The organism is Pararhizobium sp. LjRoot238, assembly GCF_964252955.1.
Lineage (GTDB): Bacteria > Pseudomonadota > Alphaproteobacteria > Rhizobiales > Rhizobiaceae > Pararhizobium.
In genome coordinates this window covers 3,293,290-3,314,066 of sequence record NZ_CAXUPP020000001.1, presented here as the reverse complement: position 1 = coordinate 3,314,066, position 20,777 = coordinate 3,293,290, and the positions used below count along the sequence as shown (strand labels likewise).

16 protein-coding genes are annotated in these 20,777 nt (G+C 61.2%); 6 read left to right on the top strand and 10 right to left on the bottom strand.

From position 1 onward, the window contains the following. Position 1: 1 nt before the first annotated feature. The gene (gene folB / locus ACSQ3F_RS16060) at positions 2 to 370 is read right to left on the bottom strand and encodes a dihydroneopterin aldolase (RefSeq protein WP_112846756.1); all 369 of its coding nucleotides are present in this window, start codon (positions 368 to 370) and stop codon (positions 2 to 4) included. Next, positions 367 to 1,263 (bottom strand): dihydropteroate synthase, encoded by an 897-nt coding sequence (gene folP, locus ACSQ3F_RS16055; protein WP_436101139.1) that lies wholly within the window; start codon positions 1,261 to 1,263, stop codon positions 367 to 369. Before folP ends, folB begins: the two co-directional genes overlap by 4 nt. A 217-nt stretch (positions 1,264 to 1,480) precedes the next feature. Here folP and ACSQ3F_RS16050 point away from each other — a divergent pair, with 217 nt between their 5' ends. Then, entirely contained in the window at positions 1,481 to 2,110 is a 630-nt protein-coding gene (locus ACSQ3F_RS16050) for a DUF922 domain-containing Zn-dependent protease (RefSeq protein WP_436101138.1), read from the top strand. 425 nt (positions 2,111 to 2,535) lie between these two features. On the opposite strand, the gene ACSQ3F_RS16045 is transcribed toward ACSQ3F_RS16050, so the two are convergent. Further along, positions 2,536 to 2,856, bottom strand: a complete 321-nt coding sequence (locus tag ACSQ3F_RS16045; protein ID WP_112846812.1) for a 2Fe-2S iron-sulfur cluster-binding protein — start codon at positions 2,854 to 2,856, stop codon at positions 2,536 to 2,538. Between the two features lie 213 nt (positions 2,857 to 3,069). Further along, positions 3,070 to 3,438: an Hpt domain-containing protein gene (locus ACSQ3F_RS16040; RefSeq protein ID WP_436101137.1), complete on the bottom strand. Its 369-nt coding sequence runs from the start codon at positions 3,436 to 3,438 to the stop codon at positions 3,070 to 3,072. Positions 3,439 to 4,102: 664 nt separating this feature from the next. Here ACSQ3F_RS16040 and ACSQ3F_RS16035 point away from each other — a divergent pair. The 3 genes from ACSQ3F_RS16035 (at position 4,103) to ACSQ3F_RS16025 (ending at position 11,518) form a co-directional block, all read left to right on the top strand. Further along, complete coding sequence (locus tag ACSQ3F_RS16035; protein ID WP_436101136.1) at positions 4,103 to 10,672, top strand: kinesin; 6,570 nt, start codon at positions 4,103 to 4,105, stop codon at positions 10,670 to 10,672. A gap of 170 nt (positions 10,673 to 10,842) precedes the next feature. Further along, positions 10,843 to 11,196 carry a hypothetical protein gene (locus ACSQ3F_RS16030; RefSeq protein ID WP_436101135.1) on the top strand — a complete coding sequence of 118 codons (354 nt, stop codon included), beginning with the start codon at positions 10,843 to 10,845 and terminating at the stop codon, positions 11,194 to 11,196. Beyond that, positions 11,186 to 11,518 carry a type II toxin-antitoxin system PemK/MazF family toxin gene (locus ACSQ3F_RS16025; protein WP_436101134.1) on the top strand — a complete coding sequence of 111 codons (333 nt, stop codon included), beginning with the start codon at positions 11,186 to 11,188 and terminating at the stop codon, positions 11,516 to 11,518. The genes ACSQ3F_RS16030 and ACSQ3F_RS16025 overlap by 11 nt, the downstream gene beginning before the upstream one ends. A gap of 74 nt (positions 11,519 to 11,592) precedes the next feature. Here ACSQ3F_RS16025 and ACSQ3F_RS16020 read toward each other — a convergent pair whose 3' ends face one another. The 5 genes from ACSQ3F_RS16020 to ACSQ3F_RS16000 all read right to left on the bottom strand — a co-directional run bounded on the left by ACSQ3F_RS16020 (position 11,593) and on the right by ACSQ3F_RS16000 (position 18,578). After that, a complete protein-coding gene (locus ACSQ3F_RS16020) occupies positions 11,593 to 12,474 on the bottom strand; it encodes a cytochrome c1 (RefSeq protein WP_436101133.1) in 882 nt (293 codons plus the stop codon). A gap of 24 nt (positions 12,475 to 12,498) precedes the next feature. After that, the gene (locus tag ACSQ3F_RS16015; RefSeq protein WP_436101132.1) at positions 12,499 to 13,755 is read right to left on the bottom strand and encodes a cytochrome b; all 1,257 of its coding nucleotides are present in this window, start codon (positions 13,753 to 13,755) and stop codon (positions 12,499 to 12,501) included. A gap of 14 nt (positions 13,756 to 13,769) precedes the next feature. Continuing rightward, a complete protein-coding gene (petA, locus tag ACSQ3F_RS16010) occupies positions 13,770 to 14,348 on the bottom strand; it encodes a ubiquinol-cytochrome c reductase iron-sulfur subunit (RefSeq protein WP_436101131.1) in 579 nt (192 codons plus the stop codon). Positions 14,349 to 14,716: 368 nt separating this feature from the next. After that, positions 14,717 to 16,585, bottom strand: a complete 1,869-nt coding sequence (locus ACSQ3F_RS16005) for an ABC transporter ATP-binding protein (protein WP_436101130.1) — start codon at positions 16,583 to 16,585, stop codon at positions 14,717 to 14,719. A 139-nt stretch (positions 16,586 to 16,724) separates the two neighbouring features. Next, on the bottom strand, positions 16,725 to 18,578 hold the full coding sequence (locus ACSQ3F_RS16000; RefSeq protein ID WP_436101129.1) for an ABC transporter ATP-binding protein: 1,854 nt from the start codon (positions 18,576 to 18,578) through the stop codon (positions 16,725 to 16,727). A gap of 392 nt (positions 18,579 to 18,970) precedes the next feature. On the opposite strand from ACSQ3F_RS16000, the gene ACSQ3F_RS15995 reads away from it, so the two are divergent. Further along, on the top strand, positions 18,971 to 19,435 hold the full coding sequence (locus ACSQ3F_RS15995) for a tRNA (cytidine(34)-2'-O)-methyltransferase (protein ID WP_436101128.1): 465 nt from the start codon (positions 18,971 to 18,973) through the stop codon (positions 19,433 to 19,435). A gap of 16 nt (positions 19,436 to 19,451) precedes the next feature. Here the strand turns inward: ACSQ3F_RS15995 and ACSQ3F_RS15990 are convergent, their stop codons facing one another. After that, positions 19,452 to 20,021: an NADPH-dependent FMN reductase gene (locus tag ACSQ3F_RS15990; protein ID WP_436101127.1), complete on the bottom strand. Its 570-nt coding sequence runs from the start codon at positions 20,019 to 20,021 to the stop codon at positions 19,452 to 19,454. A 77-nt stretch (positions 20,022 to 20,098) separates the two neighbouring features. Here ACSQ3F_RS15990 and soxR point away from each other — a divergent pair, with 77 nt between their 5' ends. Next, positions 20,099 to 20,611 carry a redox-sensitive transcriptional activator SoxR gene (gene soxR / locus ACSQ3F_RS15985; RefSeq protein ID WP_436101126.1) on the top strand — a complete coding sequence of 171 codons (513 nt, stop codon included), beginning with the start codon at positions 20,099 to 20,101 and terminating at the stop codon, positions 20,609 to 20,611. The last annotated feature ends 166 nt before the right edge of the window (positions 20,612 to 20,777 follow it).

Below are 20,777 nucleotides of genomic sequence, written 5' to 3'. Positions count from 1 at the left end.
CTCAGGCAAAATGCTCGACCGTCACTTCGACATAGTCGAGAACACCGGGCACCGGCGCGTTCGGCTTGCGGATCGATATTTTCGCGCGGCGAATCTGCGGAAACACCGAACAGAGCGTGGTGGCAACCTCCAGCGCCAGCGCCTCGATCAGATAACGCCGGCGGCCGGTGATGATTTTCTCGATCTCGGTGAAGGCGACACCGTAATGCACTGTATCGTCGATCGAATCCTCGACGAGCGCCGTTCCCTGCTCGACATCCAACTCTGCGTCGACGAAGAAACGCTGGCCCAGAAATTCCTCTTCGTCGTGAACGCCATGGCGGGCGAAGAAGGCGCAATTCTTGAGGGTGATCGTGTAGATCGCTGTCATGGCTGAATTTCCGTCCCGTGTTTTTTTGGCCCGTGTTTTTTCTGCGCCTGTCTTTTCGCCGCCAGCATAGCATCCGCCACCAGAAGCGCATCCCTGTTGATTGCGACATCATGTACCCGGAAAACCGCAGCACCCGCCATTCTCAGCAATGCGGTCGTGGCCGCCGTGCCGATATCCCGCTCCTGCGCTTCGCGACCGGTGATGGCTCCGATGAAGCGCTTGCGCGAGGTGCCCGCCAGAAGCGGCAGTCCGAAGCCCCGCAGTTCACTGAAACGCGTCATCAGTTCGACGTTCTCATCGGTATCCTTGGCGAAACCGAAGCCAGGATCAAGAACGATCCGGGCGCGCTCGACGCCGGCGGCAGCCGCGATGTCCAGGGAGCGCTCGAGAAAAAGATATTGATCGCGCACGACATCGGCGAGTTTCTCGCGGTCGCGGCCGGTATGCATGATGCAGAGCCCTGCCCCCGTCGCCGCCGCCACATTCGCAAGATCAGGCTCGCGCTGCAGGCCGTGCACGTCATTGATGATATGCGCGCCGGCCGCAACCGCCAGCCGCGCAGTCTCGGCCCGGTAGGTATCGATGGAGAGGATCGCATCCGTCCGTTCGGCAAGTGCTGCAATGACCGGAAGCACCCGTGCCTGTTCTTCGGCAGCCGTGACCGCGGCAGCACCCGGCCGGGTCGATTCGCCGCCGATATCAAGGATCGCGGCTCCCTGCTCGAGGCAGTGCTGCGCCTGCGACACCGCAGCTTCGGCATCGTCGTAAGAGCCGCCATCGGAAAAGGAATCCGGCGTCACATTGATGATCGCCATGAGCAGTCCGGCGGGGCCGAGTGTGAGGCTTCGCCCATGGGCCAGTTTCCATTCGAAGGGAACGAAAGGATCATCCATGATGGTTTCACTCCCTCTTGCCGGCCCTCTTGCCGGCTTGTGGCCTCAGCGGACGACCTTTGACCACAAATGGAGGCCGATGTGCCACACCTTGCGACAAATGTTCGGATTGCATTGTGTTTTCCGCTTTGTCCGAGACACTCGCCATTTGCTGTTGCGCTTAGGCTGGCTATGCCCCAAGCTCCAGAGAAGTTCAACTGCCGAGATCTGTAAACCTATGCCGACTGGCCGCATTTCCTTCGCCGCGCTTCTGGTTTTGAGCATCGCCGCGAGCCATTTTTCGTCGGCGCGTGCCGACACAGTCGTGAGCAAAAGCATCACCTACTTCTCGGTCGGCGGCCGCACCGCCGAAGAGCTCGACAAGGCGCTGTCCGCGCGCGGTCCGATGATGAATTCTACCGGCGCGCGCCATCCCGGCGCCACCAGGATCAAGTTCGGCGGTACGATAACCTACGTGAAACACGGCAATCGCTGCGCCGTCGGCAGCGCCAAGGTCACGCTCAGCACCAAGCTCATCCTGCCGCGCTGGAAAAACCGTGGAACGGCAAACCGGGATCTGGCGCTCGTCTGGGATACGTTGGCAAGCGATATCAAACGCCATGAGGAGCGCCACGCCGAGATCGCCCGCAACCATGCCCGCAAGCTGGAGAAGGATTTCCTCGCATTGAGACCGGAGGCCGATTGCGAGCGCATGCAGGCGCGTGTTGCCCGGTTGAGCGAAACGGCGATCCAGGAACACGACCGTGACCAGGCCCGCTTCGACAAGACCGAGGCGGCCAATTTCGACCGCCGCATGATCCGGCTGCTGCAGCACCGGCTGGATGCGATGACGAAGGCCAAACGCTAGATCGTCTGCAAGACTCATGCGTCCGCTTCGAGCAACCAAAAAAACGAATCACCCAGTTTGTGCAAAACTTGCGACGTCAACAGCATATCACTGGTGATTTCTCACCATATGACAGTACCGAAAGATACGGTATAGTGTAAGCATCGAGTGAAAAGCAGGAAAACAAACTCTCTTCACTTTCAGTCCGGATCTAGTCACCATGCATCCATAAAGGATGCCTTGTACCGGAAGTATTGTTTCGCGCTTGACTGTTCTGTTCCGGATTGATGTTCGACCGGCTCGGTGCATCGCGCATGTGGCGTTCTCCTGGCGTATCCTAAAGCAGCAGATGTTCCCTCCCTCATCTGTATGCGATGCGCCCTCCTAGCCCCGCTCGTCGATCGCGACCCGCGGGGCTTTTTCTTGCTGAATCCGAAGCATGAAGATCAGGCCTGGCGCTCGGGAACGTGAACCACGAGCCCGTCCAGGCCATCGCTCATCTTGATCTGACAGGAGAGCCGCGAGGTCGGTTTCACATCATAGGCGAAATCAAGCATGTCCTCTTCCATCGCCTCGGGCGCACCGACCGTCGCCGACCATTCCTCGTCCACATAGACATGACAGGTCGCACAGGCACAGGCGCCGCCACATTCGGCTTCGATACCGGGAACCGAATTGCGCACCGCATTTTCCATGACGGTCGAACCATTCTGAACGTCAAAGTCGTACTGCGTGCCGTCGAAGGCGATGATGGTCAGTTTGGGCATTTGGTTTTCCGGATGCTTGGGCGTTGTATCGGTATGCCGCAGGAACAATCACGCCGCCCCTAATAGCAGAGGCGGCGGCAGAATGCGGCAAATTCGTCCGATTTCTTCCAACAATTCGCGTCGCCAGTCAACACGAAGGGATTTTAGAGCCCCGCGTTCACCCGCGGGGCTTCGTACCATACAGGCTGGGCAATTTTCGCGAAAAGCTCGTCCTCAGCGGCAGAGCTTCAGGATGAACAGTTCGGCCTCGATCACGGCAGCGCTCAATGCAGCAAGATGGGCCGCCTGCTCTGGCTCGGCCTCGGCAGCGCCGGCCGCCTCGGCCACACCGAAAGCGCCAACGGCGAGAGCGGCTCCTTTGAGGCGGTGCGCAGTCGCGACGGTCGCGTCAGCATCGGCGGACGACAACTCCTTCATCAGCTGCCGCGCCTGGCGCGCAAACATCTGCAGCACTTCGATTTCCAGGAGCTTGTCGCCCATTGTCTGCGTCGCGAGGTGAACCAGATCGATCGGCCGCGACTTCGAGGGACATGCCCCGCCGAGATTGTCGGGTGCTTCGAACGCGATCTTGAGTGCCGCCATGTGCCAATATCCTTATTCTGTTTTTTTCTGACGCAACCGGCCCGTCACCGGTCACATCCTGTTTTTTAGTTCTGCCCGTCCATGACGCCGGATTTCTCTCCGGTTTGTCTGGAAGTGCTTGACCCGTCAGGCTATTATGAAGCTCGAAGATGGTGAGGGCGTTACCCTCCCGATGCCCAGTCCGGCTGCCATTTCGCTCGTCTCATGAGCCTATTAGGCCGGATCGGCGCTGCTATCTGATTAAAACGCGGCGCAATGTGGGCAGGTTTCGCTCGGCATGGTTAACGGCCATTAAACCGGCTGATTACAAGGGTTTCTGCAGGAAATAGGTCCACTTTTCATTAAGAACTTGTTAGGATTTTAACGAATGCCGGGGGCGCTTAATTGTAAGAAACCGGTGAATGTGTCACTACGGTACGTTGAGGGATATGTTTATGCCTTTAAGGTGCAGACAGTCCTGACGGAAAATCGCATCGAATGAAGCACCTACGGGGCTGATGTGCTGTTCCGTCGGTGCGTGGTTGAAATGGGTGCATGTCAGGTTCTGCGTAATGTGATGCGCGTATCCTGCTGTCACCGTCCGAGTATCGGAGGTGCTCCCAATGCAGGCGGTGTTGCGGAGGGGTCCTTTCGAAAGGACAGTTTAGTAACGAGGCGTATCCGCATGGCGACAAATAAAAGCAACGAGTCGATCGACGACAAGGCATTTCAGGCGTTGGAAGACGCTTTGAAAATCGACTTTGACGAGCTTAAGTCTGCCCTGAACGACAAGACGTCGGTGGACGATCCGGAGGGAAAAGTGTCTGAACCAGCGAGCCAGGCACCGGCACCCAGCCAGGCAAAGACGACAAAGCCACAGGATCAGGCAGCCCGCTCGGGGCGCGCGACCGAAGCGCCAAGAAGTCTCTCTCCCGAACCGGCCCCCAAGGCGCCCTCCTTCGCGCCTGCCAACGATGATGGCCGCAGGACGCCCGCCGCCATTCTGCGCTCGCTGGACGTCCGGTCCAGCCGCTCGGCGATGCGGATCGCTGCTGCCGTCTCGGCCCTCTGGGCGATCGGCGGCCTTGGCGTCTCCAACCTGCTTTATGGACCGGAAATCTGGCAGATCCGCTCGCTTGCCGACCTGTCGGCCATGCCGGGCGCCATCGGCGTGGCGATCTTCATCATCCTGCCGGTGATGCTGTTCTTCTCCTTCGCCATCATGATTTCGCGCGCGCAGGAACTGCGCAGCGCCGCCCGGTCGATGGCCGAGGTCGCCCTGCGCCTTGCCGAGCCTGAAACGGTAGCGTCCGAGCGCATCATGACGGTAGGCCAGGCCGTTCGCCGCGAAGTCTCGGCGATGAACGAAGGCATCGAGCGCACGATTGCGCGCGCGACCGAACTCGAAACACTGGTTCATTCCGAAGTCAACGCGCTCGAGCGCAGCTACAGCGACAACGAACTGCGGGTGCGCACGCTGGTCCAGGAACTCGGACTGGAGCGGGAATCCATCGTCGGCCATGCCGAGCGTATCCGCTCGTCGATCGCCGGCGCCCACACGGAGTTGAAGGACGAACTGGCGACTGCCGGCGATGATATAGCCAGCCGTATCGCCACTTCGGGCGAAGCCTTCGCCTCGATGATCGAAACCCGCGCCGCGGCCCTGATGGAGCGCTCGAACAGCGCGACGCAGACGATCGACGCCATGCTCTCGACCCGCACCGATGCCTTGCTCTCAGGCCTCACCACCGCCGGCGTGTCACTCAGCAACGAGTTCGATACCCGTCTCGAAAATCTCAGCCAGACGCTGAGCAAGCGCGGCCAGCAACTCCTCGGCCAGTTCGAAACGCGCGCCTCGACCCTCGACGCCAATACGGAGAAACTGAATGCCGCGCTGAACGAGCGTGCCCGCCAGCTCAATGAGACGCTGATCGCCCGCACGCGCGATCTGAACGAGAGCCTCAATGTCGGCCAGCAGGCCATCACCGGCGGTCTCGACGATATTCTCAACACGCTGAACGCCACACTGGACGAAAAGGGCGCGAGCTTCCGCCAGAGCCTGAAGACCAGTTCCGACGACATGATCATGGATCTCGACCTGCGCTCGGGCTTCTTCGAGGAGAAGCTGCAGACGACGGTCGGACAACTGGCAACGGCCTTCGATTCCCGCTTCCACGAATTCGCGACCGCCTTCGACAAGCGCGCCGGCATGCTCGATTCCAAGCTGATGGAAAGCCTCGCCCGCATCAACCAGTCGGTGACCGGCGGCGCCGAGTCCATCGGCGGCATGCTGGATGGCGGCATCGAGCGTTTCGAGTCCGCCCTGTCCGAACAGTCCCTGACGCTCGCGACCACGCTCGGCACGACGCAGGACTTCATAGAGCACACGATCAGCGGCAAGACCGCCGAGCTCAGCGAAGCGATCGGCAATGCGCACGCCCGCATAGACGGCGTGCTGTCCGAACGCTCCGGCTCGTTGATGAGTGCGCTCACTGCGGCGCAGGACCGGATCGAATCGGGCTTCGCTGAGCGCGCCGGTTCACTCGAAACTGCGCTCACGGAAAGTCAGCAGCGGCTCGCCGAAACGCTTGATGCCCGCACCAGCGCAATCGCCGCCAGCAACCAGCAGCTTGCGGAAAACCTCGACACCCGGACCAGCGGCTTCATCGATGGCCTGCAGGCGATCCATGGCCGTATCGAAGACACGCTGACGAACCGCGCCGACGAGATCACCAGCGCCATCGCCGCCAGCCAGTTCCGCCTCGACAACACGCTTTCGGAGCGCACGGTCGAGCTTTCGAGCCTGCTCGCCGCAAGCTCGGAATCCATCGACAGCGCCTTCGAGGGGACGGCGGAACGGATCGATACGATCCTGTCGCAACGCACCGGCGCGCTTGCAAACGTGCTGACTTCGTCAACGGCCGCGATCGACAGCGCCTTTGACGGCACGGCGGAACGGATCGATACGATCCTGTCGCAGCGCACTGGCGCGCTCGCAAACGTGCTGACTTCGTCAACGGCCGCGATCGACAGCGCCTTTGACGGCACGGCGGAACGGATCGATGCGATCCTCTCGCAGCGCACCGGCGCACTCGAAAACGTGCTGACTTCGTCGACGGCCGCGATCGACAGCGCCTTTGACGGCACGGCAGAACGGATCGACACGATCCTGTCACAGCGCACCGGCTCGCTCGCCAACGTTCTCACCTCGTCGGCAGGTGCGATCGAAAGCGCAATCGGCGGCACGACGGAACGGCTGGAAACGCTGCTGTCTGAACAAAGCCGCACGCTCGGCGACACCCTCGCCAGCCAGACGGCGACGCTCGACACGCTTCTCTCCGAGCGCTCGGCGGAGATCACAGGCACCCTGTCCGCTCGCGCAAACGAAATGGTCGATGCGCTGAGCAGCCGCACGGAAGAAATCGCCGACGGCCTGTCCTACCGCGCCAGCGCGATCGCAGAAACCATGGCCGACAGGGTCGGCGATATCGAGCAGCAGCTTTCGGGCCGCGTTGCGGCGATCGCCGAAAACCTCGGCGGTCGTGTCAGCGAGATCGCCGGCACGATGACCAGCACCTCGACCGAGATCGCCACCGCCCTTTCCAGCCACGCCTCCGAACTGGCTGCCTCGATGGCAGGCAAGGCGTCCGATATCGAGCAGACGCTGTCCGGCCGTGCCGGTCAGCTGGCGACATCGCTTACCTCCACCCATGATCAGATCCGGGCGACGCTGGACGACCGGCTCAACGCGATCAATGTTGCCGTCACCCATGGAACCGAACAGCTTTCCGAAGTGCTCGGCGAACAGGCGACTTCCATTGCCACGACGATCGCCACCAGCGCCAGCATGCTGGAAATGACGCTGGAAGAGCGTCAGGCGGAACTTGGGGGCATCATAGACAAGAGTGCCGCGGCGCTCGAACAGCGCATGCTGGCAAGCACCAGCCACGTGGCAACCCAGCTCGGCGAGACCGCCGATCATATCGGCCGCGCCGCCGATACGCTGACGCACCGGATGGACACATCCCTCTCCGCTATCAACAGCAGCGTCGACGAAACCGGTGCGCGCATCGAAAGCAGCCTCGGCGCACTGGAAGGCCGTATTCGCGACAGCGTCGGCGGCGTCAGCGAATTCGTCGACAATGCCGGCCAGAGGATCGCCGACACCCTGTCCGCCAAGGTCTCCGAATTCGACGAGGTCAGCGACAGGGCTGCGGCACGCATCGCCGACAGCCTTGCCGGACGCGCCGACGAAATCGACCGCATCGGCAGCATCGCTGCCGCCCGCATCGCAGACGCCCTCTCCGACCACACGGCTGAGTTCGATCAGGTCAGCACGGCCGCTGCCGCGATGATTGCCGACAGCCTTGCCAGCCGCACTGAAGAGATCGACCGCATCGGCAACAGCGCCGCAGCGCGGATCGCAGAAACATTGTCTGACCGCACGGCAGAGCTGGATCGGGTCAGCAGTGCCGCAGCAGCCCGCATCTCCGACAGCCTCGCCGGCCGCACGGACGAGATCGACCGCATCAGCGGCGCGGCCGCAACCCGCATTGCCGATACGCTATCCAGCCATACGGCTGAGCTCGGCCGCGTCAGCGACGAAGCAGCCGCTCGTATCGAAGCCAGCATCGAGGGCGGCACGGGCCGCATCGAAGAGCGGCTCGGAACTATGGACCGTGCCCTGTCGATCGGTCTCGACAATGTCAGCCGGACGATCGAAGGCAAGGCTGCCGGTCTCGTGACGAACCTGCGCGGCGCCGTCAGCGACGCAGCGCAAGGCATCGATGCTGAAGCCGTGCGCTCTGCCGAGCTGCTGGCCAAGTCCGGCGAGGATTTTGCTCAGGCAATGGCCGCGCGTCAGTCCGATTTCCAGTCCAGCATCGAGCAGACCGCCGCGACCGCCGCGATGCGCAGCGCCGAACTGGCGCGTTCCGTCGGAGAAGCAACCGATGGTGCGGCCGCCCGGATCGCCCAGACGCAGTCGCGCGTGGCGGAACAGGCGTCGTCGCTGCAGCAGAGCCTTACAGACGTGGAGAAGGCCCTGGAAGCCCGCGGCAACACGATCCGCACCACCCTTGACGACAGCACGCGCGAGCTCAACTCGATGCTCGCCGGCCGCTCCGCCGAACTGTCGCGCCTGATCGACGAGAAGGCGCGCCCGGTCATCGATCAGTACGCCGCTACAGGCAAGGAAGCCGCAGACCGCATCAGCGAGGTCGCCCGCGAGAGCGCGGAACGCCTGCGCGCCGAAAATGCGACGCTGCTCGAGAGCCTGACGGCCCGCACCGGCGAGACGCTGAATGCCATCTCGAGCCGCGCGGAAGAAACCGCCAAGGCGATGAAGATGGTCGAGAACCGTCTGCAATCGACGGCCACGGGTCTCATCGATCAGTTGGCGGCGAGCAACTCATCGATCGCGGGTGTCATCGAGCAGGCCAGCGCTAATCTCGGCGCCATGGACCAGCAGTTGGAATCGACCACGGCGCGGTTCTCGGAATCGGCCAATCGCGCTTCCGACATGCTATCCACCTCGACCCGCCTTCTCGAAGGCAAGGTCGACAAGCTCGCCAATATCTCAGGCTCGACCCTGTCGCAGATCGGCGGCATCGTCGGGCGCTTCGAAGATCATTCCAAGGTGCTCAGCCAGGCATCGGACCTTCTGGCCGCGGCGCAGTCCAATCTGGTCAGCACGCTCGAAGAACGGCAGGATGCACTGCGCACCCTCTCCGTCGGTCTTGTCAGCCGCTCGGAAGAGATCGAAAAAACCATGCATGCCCTCGAAGGCTTCGTCGATGGCGCCTTCCAGCGCGCAGAAGACCGCTCGGCGCAGATCGCAGGCAACCTGCGCTCCGGCATCCAGACATCCTTTAACGATGTCGGGCGTATCCTGACGGACGCCGAACAGCGCGCCGCCTCGGCGGCCGAGGCCATGCGCGATGCGGTGGTCAAGGCAGGCGACGAAGCCAGCATGTCGGTCGAATCGGTGTTCATTCGCGCCGAGGAACGCTCGAACGAAATCGCCAGCAACCTGCGCGCCGGCGTCCAGGCTTCCTTCGCCGATGTCAGCAAGACGTTGTCGGAAGCCGAAGCCCGCGCAACGTCGGCGAGCGACGCCATGCGCGCCGCCGTCGCCAAGGCCGGCGAGGATGCGGGCCTCTCCGTCGAGGGCGCCTTTGCCCGCGCCGAGGAGCGCTCCAAGGAAGTTGCCTCGCGCCTGCGCGGCAGCGTCGGCGCCTCGCTGTCGGATATCGACAGGATGATGACAGAAACCGGCAAGAAGTCGGACGGTGCCGCCCAGCAGATGAGCGAAGCCATCCGCAAGGCCGTCGAGGAAGCCGTCGGCCGATTCAGCGGCGCGACCGAGGAAATCCGCCGCTCGGCCAACGAGATCCGCCGCGAGCTCGACATGACTCGCGAGGAACTGAAGCGCGGTGCCTTCGATCTGCCGGAGGAAGCCAAGGAAAACGCCTCGGTCATGCGCCGCGCCGTTGCCGAACAGATCAAGGCGCTGCAGGAACTCTCCGACATCATCGGCAAGTCCTCCGGCCAGCTTGAGATTGCCCAGCCGGCGCCGCGCCAGCAGGCCGTCGCACAACAGCAGCCTGTGGCCGCGGCCCCGGTCCGCGCCGTTGCCCAGCAGCCGGCCGTAGAGCCGCGCCGCCAGGAGCAGGAGCCCCTGCTCCGCGGAAGCCTCGGCCTGGAACAACCGCGCGCCTCCGCCCAACAGCCGGTAGTCCGGCAGCAGGAGCCGGCGGCGGTGACACGCCCGCAGTCCGGGGAAGGCAGCGGCTGGATGCGTGACCTGCTGCGCGGTGCATCGCGCGACGAGGAGGCGCCGGCGCCCGTCCCGGCGCAACGCGCAAGCGAAGCACCTGCCGCCCGCGCCGGCGATACCCGCAATCCGCGCCATGTCATGGAATCGCTGAACTCGCTGTCGGTCGACATCGCCCGCGCAATCGACCACGACGCCTCGGTCGATCTGTGGCGCCGCTACCAGCGTGGCGAGCGCGACGTCTTCACCCGCCGCCTCTACACGCTGAAAGGCCAGCAGACCTTCGACGAGATCAAGCGCAAATACGATCGCGAGCCGGAGTTCCGCACCGCCGTCGACCGCTACATCGCCGATTTCGAAAAACTGCTCGGCGACGTTGCCCGCAACGACCGCGACAAGGTGATGACGCAGAGCTACCTGACGTCCGATACCGGCAAGGTCTACACGATGCTGGCACATGCGGCGGGGCGGTTCAGCTAAACGCTGGCAAAAACGCAATTACCCCAAAAGGCCCATCCAAAGCGATGGGCCTTTTTCTTTGCTGGGCAAGGCGCGATTCAATTTTGCAACCGCCGACATTGACAGGGGTCAAGACAATACTAGAGTACCCCCTATAGACCCTCCCTTGAGAGAAAATGTGGAGCATTACGATGACGCCGCAGGTCAAAATTTCCGATATCGCAATCTGGATCAAGCATGTGGAAAGCCCCCAGTTGCGCGAACGTCTGAGGTCGCTGCCTGACGAGGAATACATCAATCTGGAAACGGATGGTGTTGTCGGTCGATGGATACGGATGAAAACGGGCAAGGATGGCCGACCGACAGAAGCGATCCGTCCCGAAGGCAACATGAAAAAGGTTTGGGGCGAATGGTTCAGAAACAGGCGGGGCGAACTTGTTCCAATTCGCGAGGTGCAACTCGCCGATGACTACCTGATCAACGTTTCAAAGCTCTTCGAAGAGTGGGACAGTCCGGAAGACGAGGAAGCATTTCGTGATCTGTGAAAGGTACGAAACAATCGTCGTTCCTTTTCCGTTTTCGGACATACCTGTCTTGAAAAGACGCCCGGCAGTCATTCTTTCCGGGCGCCGCTTTAATGACGTCAACAATGCGACGGTGGTGGCTATGATCACGACGGCCAAGGCATCATCTTGGCCAAGCGACATTCTGCTTACCGATCTCGCCAGTGCAAATTTACCGCAGCCTTGCTTGGTTCGCTGGAGATTGGCGACAATCCCCAATGCCCTTATTCTGCGTAAACTCGGTGCTCTGGGCGTGATTGATCGGCTCGCCTGCGAGCGGGAGTTTGCAAACATCATGCTTTGACTGAAGCCGATCCCTCAAACGCAACAAAAAAGGCGGCCACCCGGGCCGCCTTTATCGTTTGAAGCCCGGAAGCCTCAATGTTCCTTGTTGGCGTACACCGACTTCTTCGTCAGGTAGATCAGGCCGGTGAAGATCAGCAGAAAAACGAGAACCATGAAGCCGGTCCGTTTGCGCTCTTCCAGATGCGGCTCTGCCGTCCACATCAGGAACGCGGAAACGTCCTGCGCATACTGGTCCACCGTCTGCGGCGAGCCGTCGTCATAGGTGACCTGGTCGTCGGACAGAGGCTTGGCCATGGCGAGAGATATGGCGGCGTTGAAGTACGGATTGAAATGTGTGCCTTCAGGAACCGTCAAACCTTCCGGCGGCTCATGGAAACCGGTGAGCAGCGAATAGATGTAGTCCGGTCCGCCTTCCTGATATTGGGTGAAGATATCAGCGACGAAAAGCGGGAAGCCGCGCTCGACGCCGCGCGCCTTGGCGATCAGCGAGAAGTCCGGCGGAGCCGCGCCATTGTTGGCGGTAGCGGCCGCTTCGTCGTTCGGGAACGGCGACGGGAAGTGGTCGGACGCAACGGCCTTGCGGGTGAACATTTCACCCTCGCCGTTCGGTCCGTCCTGAACCTCGTAGTTCGCCGCGAACGTCTTCACCTGCGCTTCCGAATAACCGAGGTCTTCTAGCGTGCGGAAAGGGACGAGATTCATCGAGTGGCAGGCGGAACAGACTTCGGTGTAGACCTTCAGGCCGCGCTGCAACTGACCCTTGTCGTAATGGCCGAACGGGCCGGCAAAGGTCCAATCGATGTTCTTCGGCTTCAGGATCGGAAAATGCGCGTTCGCGACGGCATGCTCGGTCGCTGCCTTCAGATCGTGCTCTTCTTCTGCGGCAAAAGCGACACTGCCCACAAGGCCGGCAGCGACTGCGAGCGACAGGATGCTTGTAACAAGCTTTTTCATTGGTTCAGTTCCTCTCAGCCGCTCTCAGATCTTGTTCTGCTTGGCCAGAACCGCTTCCGTGATCGAGTTCGGAATGCGCTTCGGGGTCTCGATCAGGCCGAGAACCGGCATGATGACGATAAAGAACGAGAAGTAGTAGAGCGTGCCTAACTGGGCCATCAGTGTGTAGAGATCGGTCGGCGCGCGCGAGCCCAGCCAGCCGAGCAGGATGCAGTCCGCGACAAAGATCCAGAAGAACAGCTTGTACCAGGGACGGTAGACGGCCGAGCGGACCTTGGACGTATCGAGCCAGGGCAGAAAGAACAGGATGATGATCGAGCCGAACATCACCAGAACGCCACCAAGCTTGGAGTCGATCGGCCCGATGTTGAAGGTGATGGCGCGCAGCATCGCGTAGAACGGCAGATAGTACCATTCGGGAACGATGTGGGCCGGGGTCTTCAGCGGATTGGCCATGATATAATTGTCGGGATGGCCGAGATAATTCGGCATGTAGAAGACGAACCAGGCATAGGCTATCAGGAATACCGAGACGCCGAGCGCATCCTTCATCGTCGCATAAGGCGTGAAGGCTACCGTGTCGGTCTTGGTCTTGACCTCGACACCGGTCGGGTTCGTCTGGCCGACGACATGCAGTGCCCAGATGTGCAGGACGACGACGCCGGCGATCATGAAGGGCAAGAGGTAGTGCAGCGAGAAGAAGCGGTTGAGCGTCGGCTGGTCGACGGCGAAACCGCCGAGCAGGAACTGCTGGATCCACTCGCCCACCAAGGGGAAGGCTGAGAAGAAGCCGGTGATGACCGTCGCACCCCAGAAGGACATCTGGCCCCACGGCAGGACATAGCCCATGAAGCCGGTTGCCATCATCAGGAGGTAGATGACGACGCCGAGAATCCAGAGGATTTCACGCGGTGCCTTGTAGGAGCCGTAGTAGAGCCCGCGAGCAATGTGCAGGTAGACGGCGATGAAGAAGAACGACGCACCGTTGGAGTGCATGTAGCGCAGCAACCAGCCGTGGTTCACGTCACGCACGATCTTTTCAACCGAGACGAACGCAATCGTCGTTTCGGCGGCGTAGTGCATGGCCAGAACGACGCCGGTCAGGATCTGGATGATCAGCATCACCGACAGCATCGCGCCAAAGGTGTAGGCATAGTTCAGATTGCGCGGAACAGGGTAGGAAATGAAGCTGTCATGCACCATCCGCGGCAGCGGCAGGCGCGAATCGATCCACTTCTCGATACCGGTCGTCGGTGTGTAGGTTGAATGATCCCCACTCATAATCAGTATTCCCCTCAACCGATCTTGATGACTGTGTCAGTGGCAAAAGCAAAGGTCGGAACCGCAAGGTTCTCAGGTGCAGGACCTTTTCGAATGCGGCCGGCCGTGTCGTAGACCGAGCCATGGCAGGGACAGAACCAGCCATTGTATTCGCCTGCCTGGCCGAGCGGCACGCAGCCGAGATGCGTGCAGGAGCCGATCATCACGATCCAGTTTTCCTTTCCCTTGCCGGCAGAGCGGTCGAGGCCTGTCGCCGCGGCATCGGCCGGCAGATTGGCGTTGCGCGCAATGGGATCCTTGAGGTCCGAAAGCGCGACCGCGTCAGCCTCTTTGACTTCCTTGTCGGTGCGGTTGCGGATGAACACCGGCTTACCCCGCCACTTGACCGTCAGCGACATGCCCGGCTGCAGACTGGAGACATCGACTTCGATCGAAGCAAGCGCCAGCGTTGAAGCGTCGGGTCGCATCTGGTCGATGAACGGCCATGTGACCGCGCCGGCGCCAACGACGCCCGCCATGCCGGTCGCCAGATACAAGAAGTCGCGGCGAGTGGGCTCGCCCAGGGTTTCGCTTGATGTCTCGTGTTCGCTCACGGTTAAACCATCCTCTCACGCAATGTTTGCGGAAACCGCACTGTCCCCGGCGTCGACCCGCTCCGTGCTGACACTTGAGCGAAAGAACAGCGCCAAATCAATAAGCCGATGCACAAATCGGAGAAAACTTTCGCCCTTCCGCCTCATGCATCAAAACCGGGCGAATCCCACGCGTTAAACAAACGGCAGATTCCCCGGCAATCCGGCGCGTTCTATGCTTGATCGAAAGGGATGTCTAGCCTTGAGGGCGGGAGGTGGGCCACAATGTCGCGGGAAAACCGAAGCCAATGTTCGCAAACCGCTTTTCGCGGTCCGGCCTTGTCAAAACACGGCTTTCTCAAGCTTGCGGGCGACGGTTTTCGAGGCCGTTATTCGGCAGCTGCGTCGCGGGCGAGGAAACCGCCGGACTGACGCAGCCAGAGATCGGCGTAGAGACCACCGGCGGCGATCAGCTGTTCATGCGTCCCGTTTTCGACGATCCGGCCTTCGTCCATGACGACAAGGCGGTCGAGCGCGGCGATGGTGGACAGCCGGTGCGCGATCGCAAGCACGGTCTTGCCGTGCATCAGCCGGTCGAGATTGGACTGGATCGCCGCCTCGACCTCCGAATCGAGCGCCGAGGTCGCCTCGTCGAGAACGAGGATCGGCGCATCCTTCAGCATCACGCGTGCAATCGCAACCCGCTGGCGCTGGCCGCCGGACAGCTTGACGCCGCGCTCGCCGACATGGGCGTCGAAGCCCCTGCGGTCGCGCTGATCCTGCAGCTTTTCGACGAAGCCGAGCGCCTCGGCCTTTCTCGCCGCATCCCGCAGGCGATTCTCGTCCGCGTCAGGCCGCCCGAACAGGATGTTGTCACGGATGGAGCGGTGCAGAAGCGACGTATCCTGGCTGACGACGCCGATCTGGGTTCGCAGCGATTCCTGCCTCACCTCGGCGATATCCTGCCCGTCGATCAGAATGCGGCCGCCTTCCAGATCGTAGAAGCGCAGCAGCAGATTGACGAGCGTCGTCTTGCCCGCCCCCGACCGGCCAACGATACCGACCTTCTCGCCGGGCCTGACGACGAGCGACAGGTCATCAATGACGCCGTTGCCCCTGCCATAGTGGAAACGGATATTCTCGAAACGGATGGAAGGGCTGGCGATGACGAGGTTTGCGGCACCCGGCCGGTCCGCCAGTTGAATCGATTGCGAGATCATGTCGGCGGCATTCTGGATCGTGCCAATATTGCGCATGATGCCGTTGAACTGAACCATCATCCGGCTCAGGAGAAAATTCAGCCGGAGTATGAGCGCCATCGTGAAAGCAACCGCACCGGAACTGATCAACCCGGCGAGCCACAGATGCACACTGAGCCCTGCCATGGTGACGATCATGATACCGGACAAAAGCGCCATCGAGGCACGCACGCCGGTGATGAACCGGGTAAAGCGGATGATCGTATCCTGATAGATATCAAAACCCCGCCGCATGTAGCGGTCGTTCTCTTCGTCGCGGGCAAAGAGCTTCAACGTCTGGATGTTGCTGTAGGCATCGACCATGCGGCCGCTCAACATCGATGAGGCTTCGGCCGTCTCGCGCGAATGCTCGCGGATGCGCGGCACGAAATAGCGCGCCAGGAATGCAAAGCCGACCAGCCAGAGCAGAACGACGACCGCAAGCGAAGCATCGAGCTGCCCCACAAGCACCAAGGTCGAAACCGAATAGATGCCGACAAACCAGACGCTTTCCATCAACGACGTGACGACGTCGCCGACCGCCTGCCCGCCCGACCAGACCTTGGTGACGATGCGGCCGGAAAAATCGTTCTGAAAGAAGGACAGCGATTGCCGCGCCACATGCAGATAGGACTGCCAGCGCACCAGATTGTAGAAGCCGGGTGTGATGACCTGCTGATCGACCAGCGCCATTAACAGCGAAACGAGAAAGCGCACGATGCCGATCAGGACCAGCATGCCGAAGAGTTCGGCCCCGTGGGCTGCGAGCAAGCCGCTCCAGCCATCGCCCGGTTTTACTGTGCCGAGGATATCAACAAGGCGTCCCACGAACCAGAATAGCGTCGCCTCGATCGCCGCCGTCATACCGCCCAAAACGAGCATGGCAATGAACGGCGCCTTCGCCTGGCGGATGTAGAACCAGACATAGGGGATCAGCCGAGCCGGCGGCTGCAATCCGTCGCGCGCCGCGAAAGGCTGTATCCAGTTTTCGAAAAAGGCAAACAGGGCGCGCAAAAGCATATGTCCGATATAAGCCTTTCCAAAAATGCGGCAATGCGGAATGCCGGTCGGCCGGATTACAATCGCGTAATGCGACCGACCGCGGGCATTTCAAACCAGTACCACTCCCCCGCGTTCACCGAGAAGGATCGAACCGGCGCTACTCAGCCGCCTCTTCCTTTTCCGCATCATCCGCGATGAAACCACCCGACTGCCTCGACCAGAGATCGGCGTATAGGCCGCTCTTGGCGATCAGTTCGGCGTGGCTGCCGGTCTCGACGATCCTGCCGGCTTCGAGGATGACCAGCCGGTCCATCTCCGTCAGCGTCGACAGGCGGTGGGCGATCGCAATCACCGTCTTGCCCGTCATTAGCGCGAAGAGGTTTTCCTGGATCGCGGCCTCCACTTCCGAATCGAGCGCCGAGGTCGCCTCGTCGAGGATCAGGATCGGCGCGTCCTTCAGGAAGACGCGGGCGATCGCGATCCGCTGCCGCTGGCCGCCGGAGAGCTTGACGCCCCGTTCGCCGACCTGTGCGTCCAGCCCCTTGCGGCCCTGGTTGTCCTCGAGCAGCTCGATGAAGTCCCAGGCATTGGCCCGCTTGGCGGCAGCGATGATGTCGGCATCGTTCGCTTCCGGGTGGCCATAGGCGATGTTGTCGCGGATCGAGCGGTGCAGCAGTGAGGTATCCTGTGTCACCACGCCGATCTGTCCGCGCAGGCTGTCCTGTGTCACCGCCGAAATATCCTGCCCGTCGATGCGGATCCTGCCCGATTCGAGATCGTAGAACCGGAGCAGCACATTCATCAGTGTCGTTTTACCGGCACCCGAGCGGCCGACAAGACCGATCTTTTCGCCCGGCCTGATGGCAAGCGACAGGCTGTCGATGACGCCCTTTTGCTTGCCGTAGTGGAAGCGGATATTCTCGAACGTGATCGCTCCATGCGGCGCCTTCAGCTGCTTGGCATCTTCATCATCGACGATGTCGTGCGCCTTGGTCATCATGCTCATGCCGTCATAGACGGTGCCGATGTTTTCAAAGAGCGCCGAGACCTCCCACATCACCCATTGCGACATGCCGTTGATGCGCATGGCGAGCGCCACGGCAATCGCGATCGAGCCGACCGACATGCCGCTGGTCATCCAGAAATAGATGCCGAGTGCCGAGACAGAAAACAGCGCGATGCAGTTGTTCGTATAGACGAACACATGGAACAGCGTCACCTTGCGCATCTGCCGGTGCACGGTCTGCAGAAACTGATCCATGCTTTCCTTGGCATAGACCTCTTCGCGGCCCGCATGCGAAAACAGTTTCACGGTGGCGATATTCGTATAGCTGTCGACGACACGGCCCGTCATCATCGAGCGAGCGTCCGCCTGATCCTTGGAAATCTTGCGCAGGCGCGGCACGAAATGCGTGACGATTGAGACATAGACGACGATCCAGATGACGAGCGGCGCGAGCAGCCGCCAGTCGGCCGTGGCAACGACCACCAGCATCGAGACGAAATAGCTGACGACATAGACGAAGACGTCGAGGATCTTCATCACCGTTTCGCGCACGGCAAGCGAGGTCTGCATCACCTTGGTGGCGACGCGGCCGGCAAACTCGTTGGCGAAGAAAGTCATGCCCTGGCGCAGCAGGTAACGGTGCATCTGCCAGCGCGCGATCATCGGATAATTGCCGAGCAGCACCTGGTGCATGATCATCGAATCGAACGCGACGACGGCAGGCAGGCCGATCAGGATGAGCGCGCCCATCCAGAACAGCTTCGTACTCTCAGTCTCGATGAAGCTATCCTGCTTGGCCGAGGACAGCCAATCGACGACATTGCCGAGGAACTGGAACAGCGCCACTTCGCCGATGGCGATCAGCATGGTGCAGACCGACATGGTCAAGAGCCAGGGCGCCGCCGGCTTGGTATAGTGCCAGCAAAAGGCAAACAGTCCCTGCGGCGGAACCTTGGGCTCCTCGGCGGGATAGGGATTGAGGCGGGATTCAAACCAGCCGAACATTATCAAGCTCCTTCAGGAATCCAGTGAAGGAAGGCGGGAGACCCGCATTCATCGATTTGAAGCTCTAAAACCGGAGAAACAGCTCAATCTTGCACACGAGACGTATTCGCCCGGAAAGCGGACGGTCGCGCAGTCATGCCGTACAAGGAAAAGCGCGAAACCGGTCAGTCCATCAGGACTGGAGGCACAGCCTGGAGGCTGGTGATCATTAGGAAATCCATGCATGCCTCCGTCGGTTCGCGTTGAAGATGTGGCAGACTTAGATTGTTTTGCGTCGATATGCCAGATTGTCGCAGCCACTTTTTTCATCATTTCCATCTCTGCCGGGATTCTGTTGCCATTACGGCACAGATTGATTACGGGCTGTGATGAACCCCATAAGCCTTGTTGATATGTCCGCACATCCGCTCCGCATCGCCCTCTACCAGCCGGACATTCCCGGCAACACCGGCACGATCCTGCGCCTGGCCGCCTGTCTCGGTCTGCCGGTCGATATCATCGAGCCGGCCGGCTTCGACCTGTCGGACAAGAACCTGAAGCGCGCCGGCATGGATTATATTGCCTCTGTGACGTTGACCCGCCACGTCAGCTGGGACCATTTCGAAGAGACGCGGATGGCGGAAGGGCGGCGGCTGGTGCTCGCCTCGACCAAGGCTGCCGAACCCTATACCCGCTTCCGTTTCCAACCCGGCGACACCCTGCTGTTCGGCCGCGAAAGCGCCGGCGTTCCCGATCATGTGCACGACAAGGCCGGCGGCCGGATCATCATACCGATGGTCGAAGGCCAGCGGTCGCTCAACGTCGCCATGTCGGTGGCGATGATTGCCGGCGAGGCGATCCGGCAGGTCTCCGCCTGATCGCCGCCAACGGCCCTCACGCAGCGACCCCGCCATAGGCGTTTTCGGCCCGGGCCGTCTTCAGCGCCCTCGCCCACCATTTCAACCGCCGCAGCATCACCAGCAGGCTGGCCTTGGCTTCTGCCGCCTTGAACGGATTTCCGGCGGCATCGAACTGCGCCCAGACATTGGAGAAGCTGACAGTGTCGCGGATGGTGACTGTGTGCAATTCGGCAAAGACCTGCCGCAGTTGTTCGACGGCGCGCAACCCTCCGGACACGCCGCCATAGGAGATGAAGCCGACGGGCTTTGCGTGCCACGGCTCGTAGCACGAATCGATCAGTTCCTTCAGCGCCGCCGGATAGCCGTGATTGTATTCCGGCGTCACGACGATGAACGCATCCGCCTCGGCGATCTTCTCTTCCAGCATCGCGACGTTGATGGCCGCCTCGTCGGCCGGCCCCTTGAGCTGCAGCGGATCGACCAGGATCACCCGAAAGCCGCTTTCGGCCCAGAGTTCAGTCAGGACCCAGTTGACGACCGTGTCGCAAAAGCGACCCTGCCGCGCGCTGCCATAGACGACGGCGATGTTCATTTTCTCATTCATGTTTGCGAATGCTCCGTTGTCGAACCGTTGGAGCATCTGGTATAAAACCTCAACTAAACTTTAGGTCAATACACCATATGCAAAAAAGCAAAACCGATCTGCCGCGCCGTGAACTGAGTGTCGGCGAGGTTGCGGCCCGCAGCGGCGTCGCCGTATCGACACTGCATTTCTACGAAACCAAGGGCCTGATCAGAAGCATGCGCAGCCGCGGCAACCAGCGCCGTTACCCCCGCAGTGTGCTGCGCCGCATCGCCGTCATCAAGATCGCCCAGCGCACCGGCATCCCGCTCGCCGATATCCAGGAGGCGCTCTCCACGCTGCCGGACGACCGCCAACTATTGGCCAGCGACTGGGAGCGATTGTCGGAAAACTGGAAGGCGGATCTCAATGAGCGCATCACCAAACTGACCGCGTTGCGTGACCAGCTAACTTCCTGCATCGGCTGTGGCTGTCTCTCCATGCGCGACTGTCCGCTGCGCAATCCCCACGACACGCTGTCGGAAAAAGGCACCGGCGCCTATCTGATCGAACATGCCGGCGAAGAGGGAAGCGAAGCCGTTGGTCAGGCCGACACACCAGCAGGTTTTTGAGGCTGGCGCTGCAGCGCCAGCATACTGCAAGCGTGCCGAGCGAGCTGACGAAGGCAATAGCGAGCGCTGCGCGGCCATGGCTTCGCCGGTCACGGAAATCGCCATGAACAGCGCGCCCCAGCCGAGGATCTGGGTGATTGACAGAGTAAGGATCGAGCGCGAAACG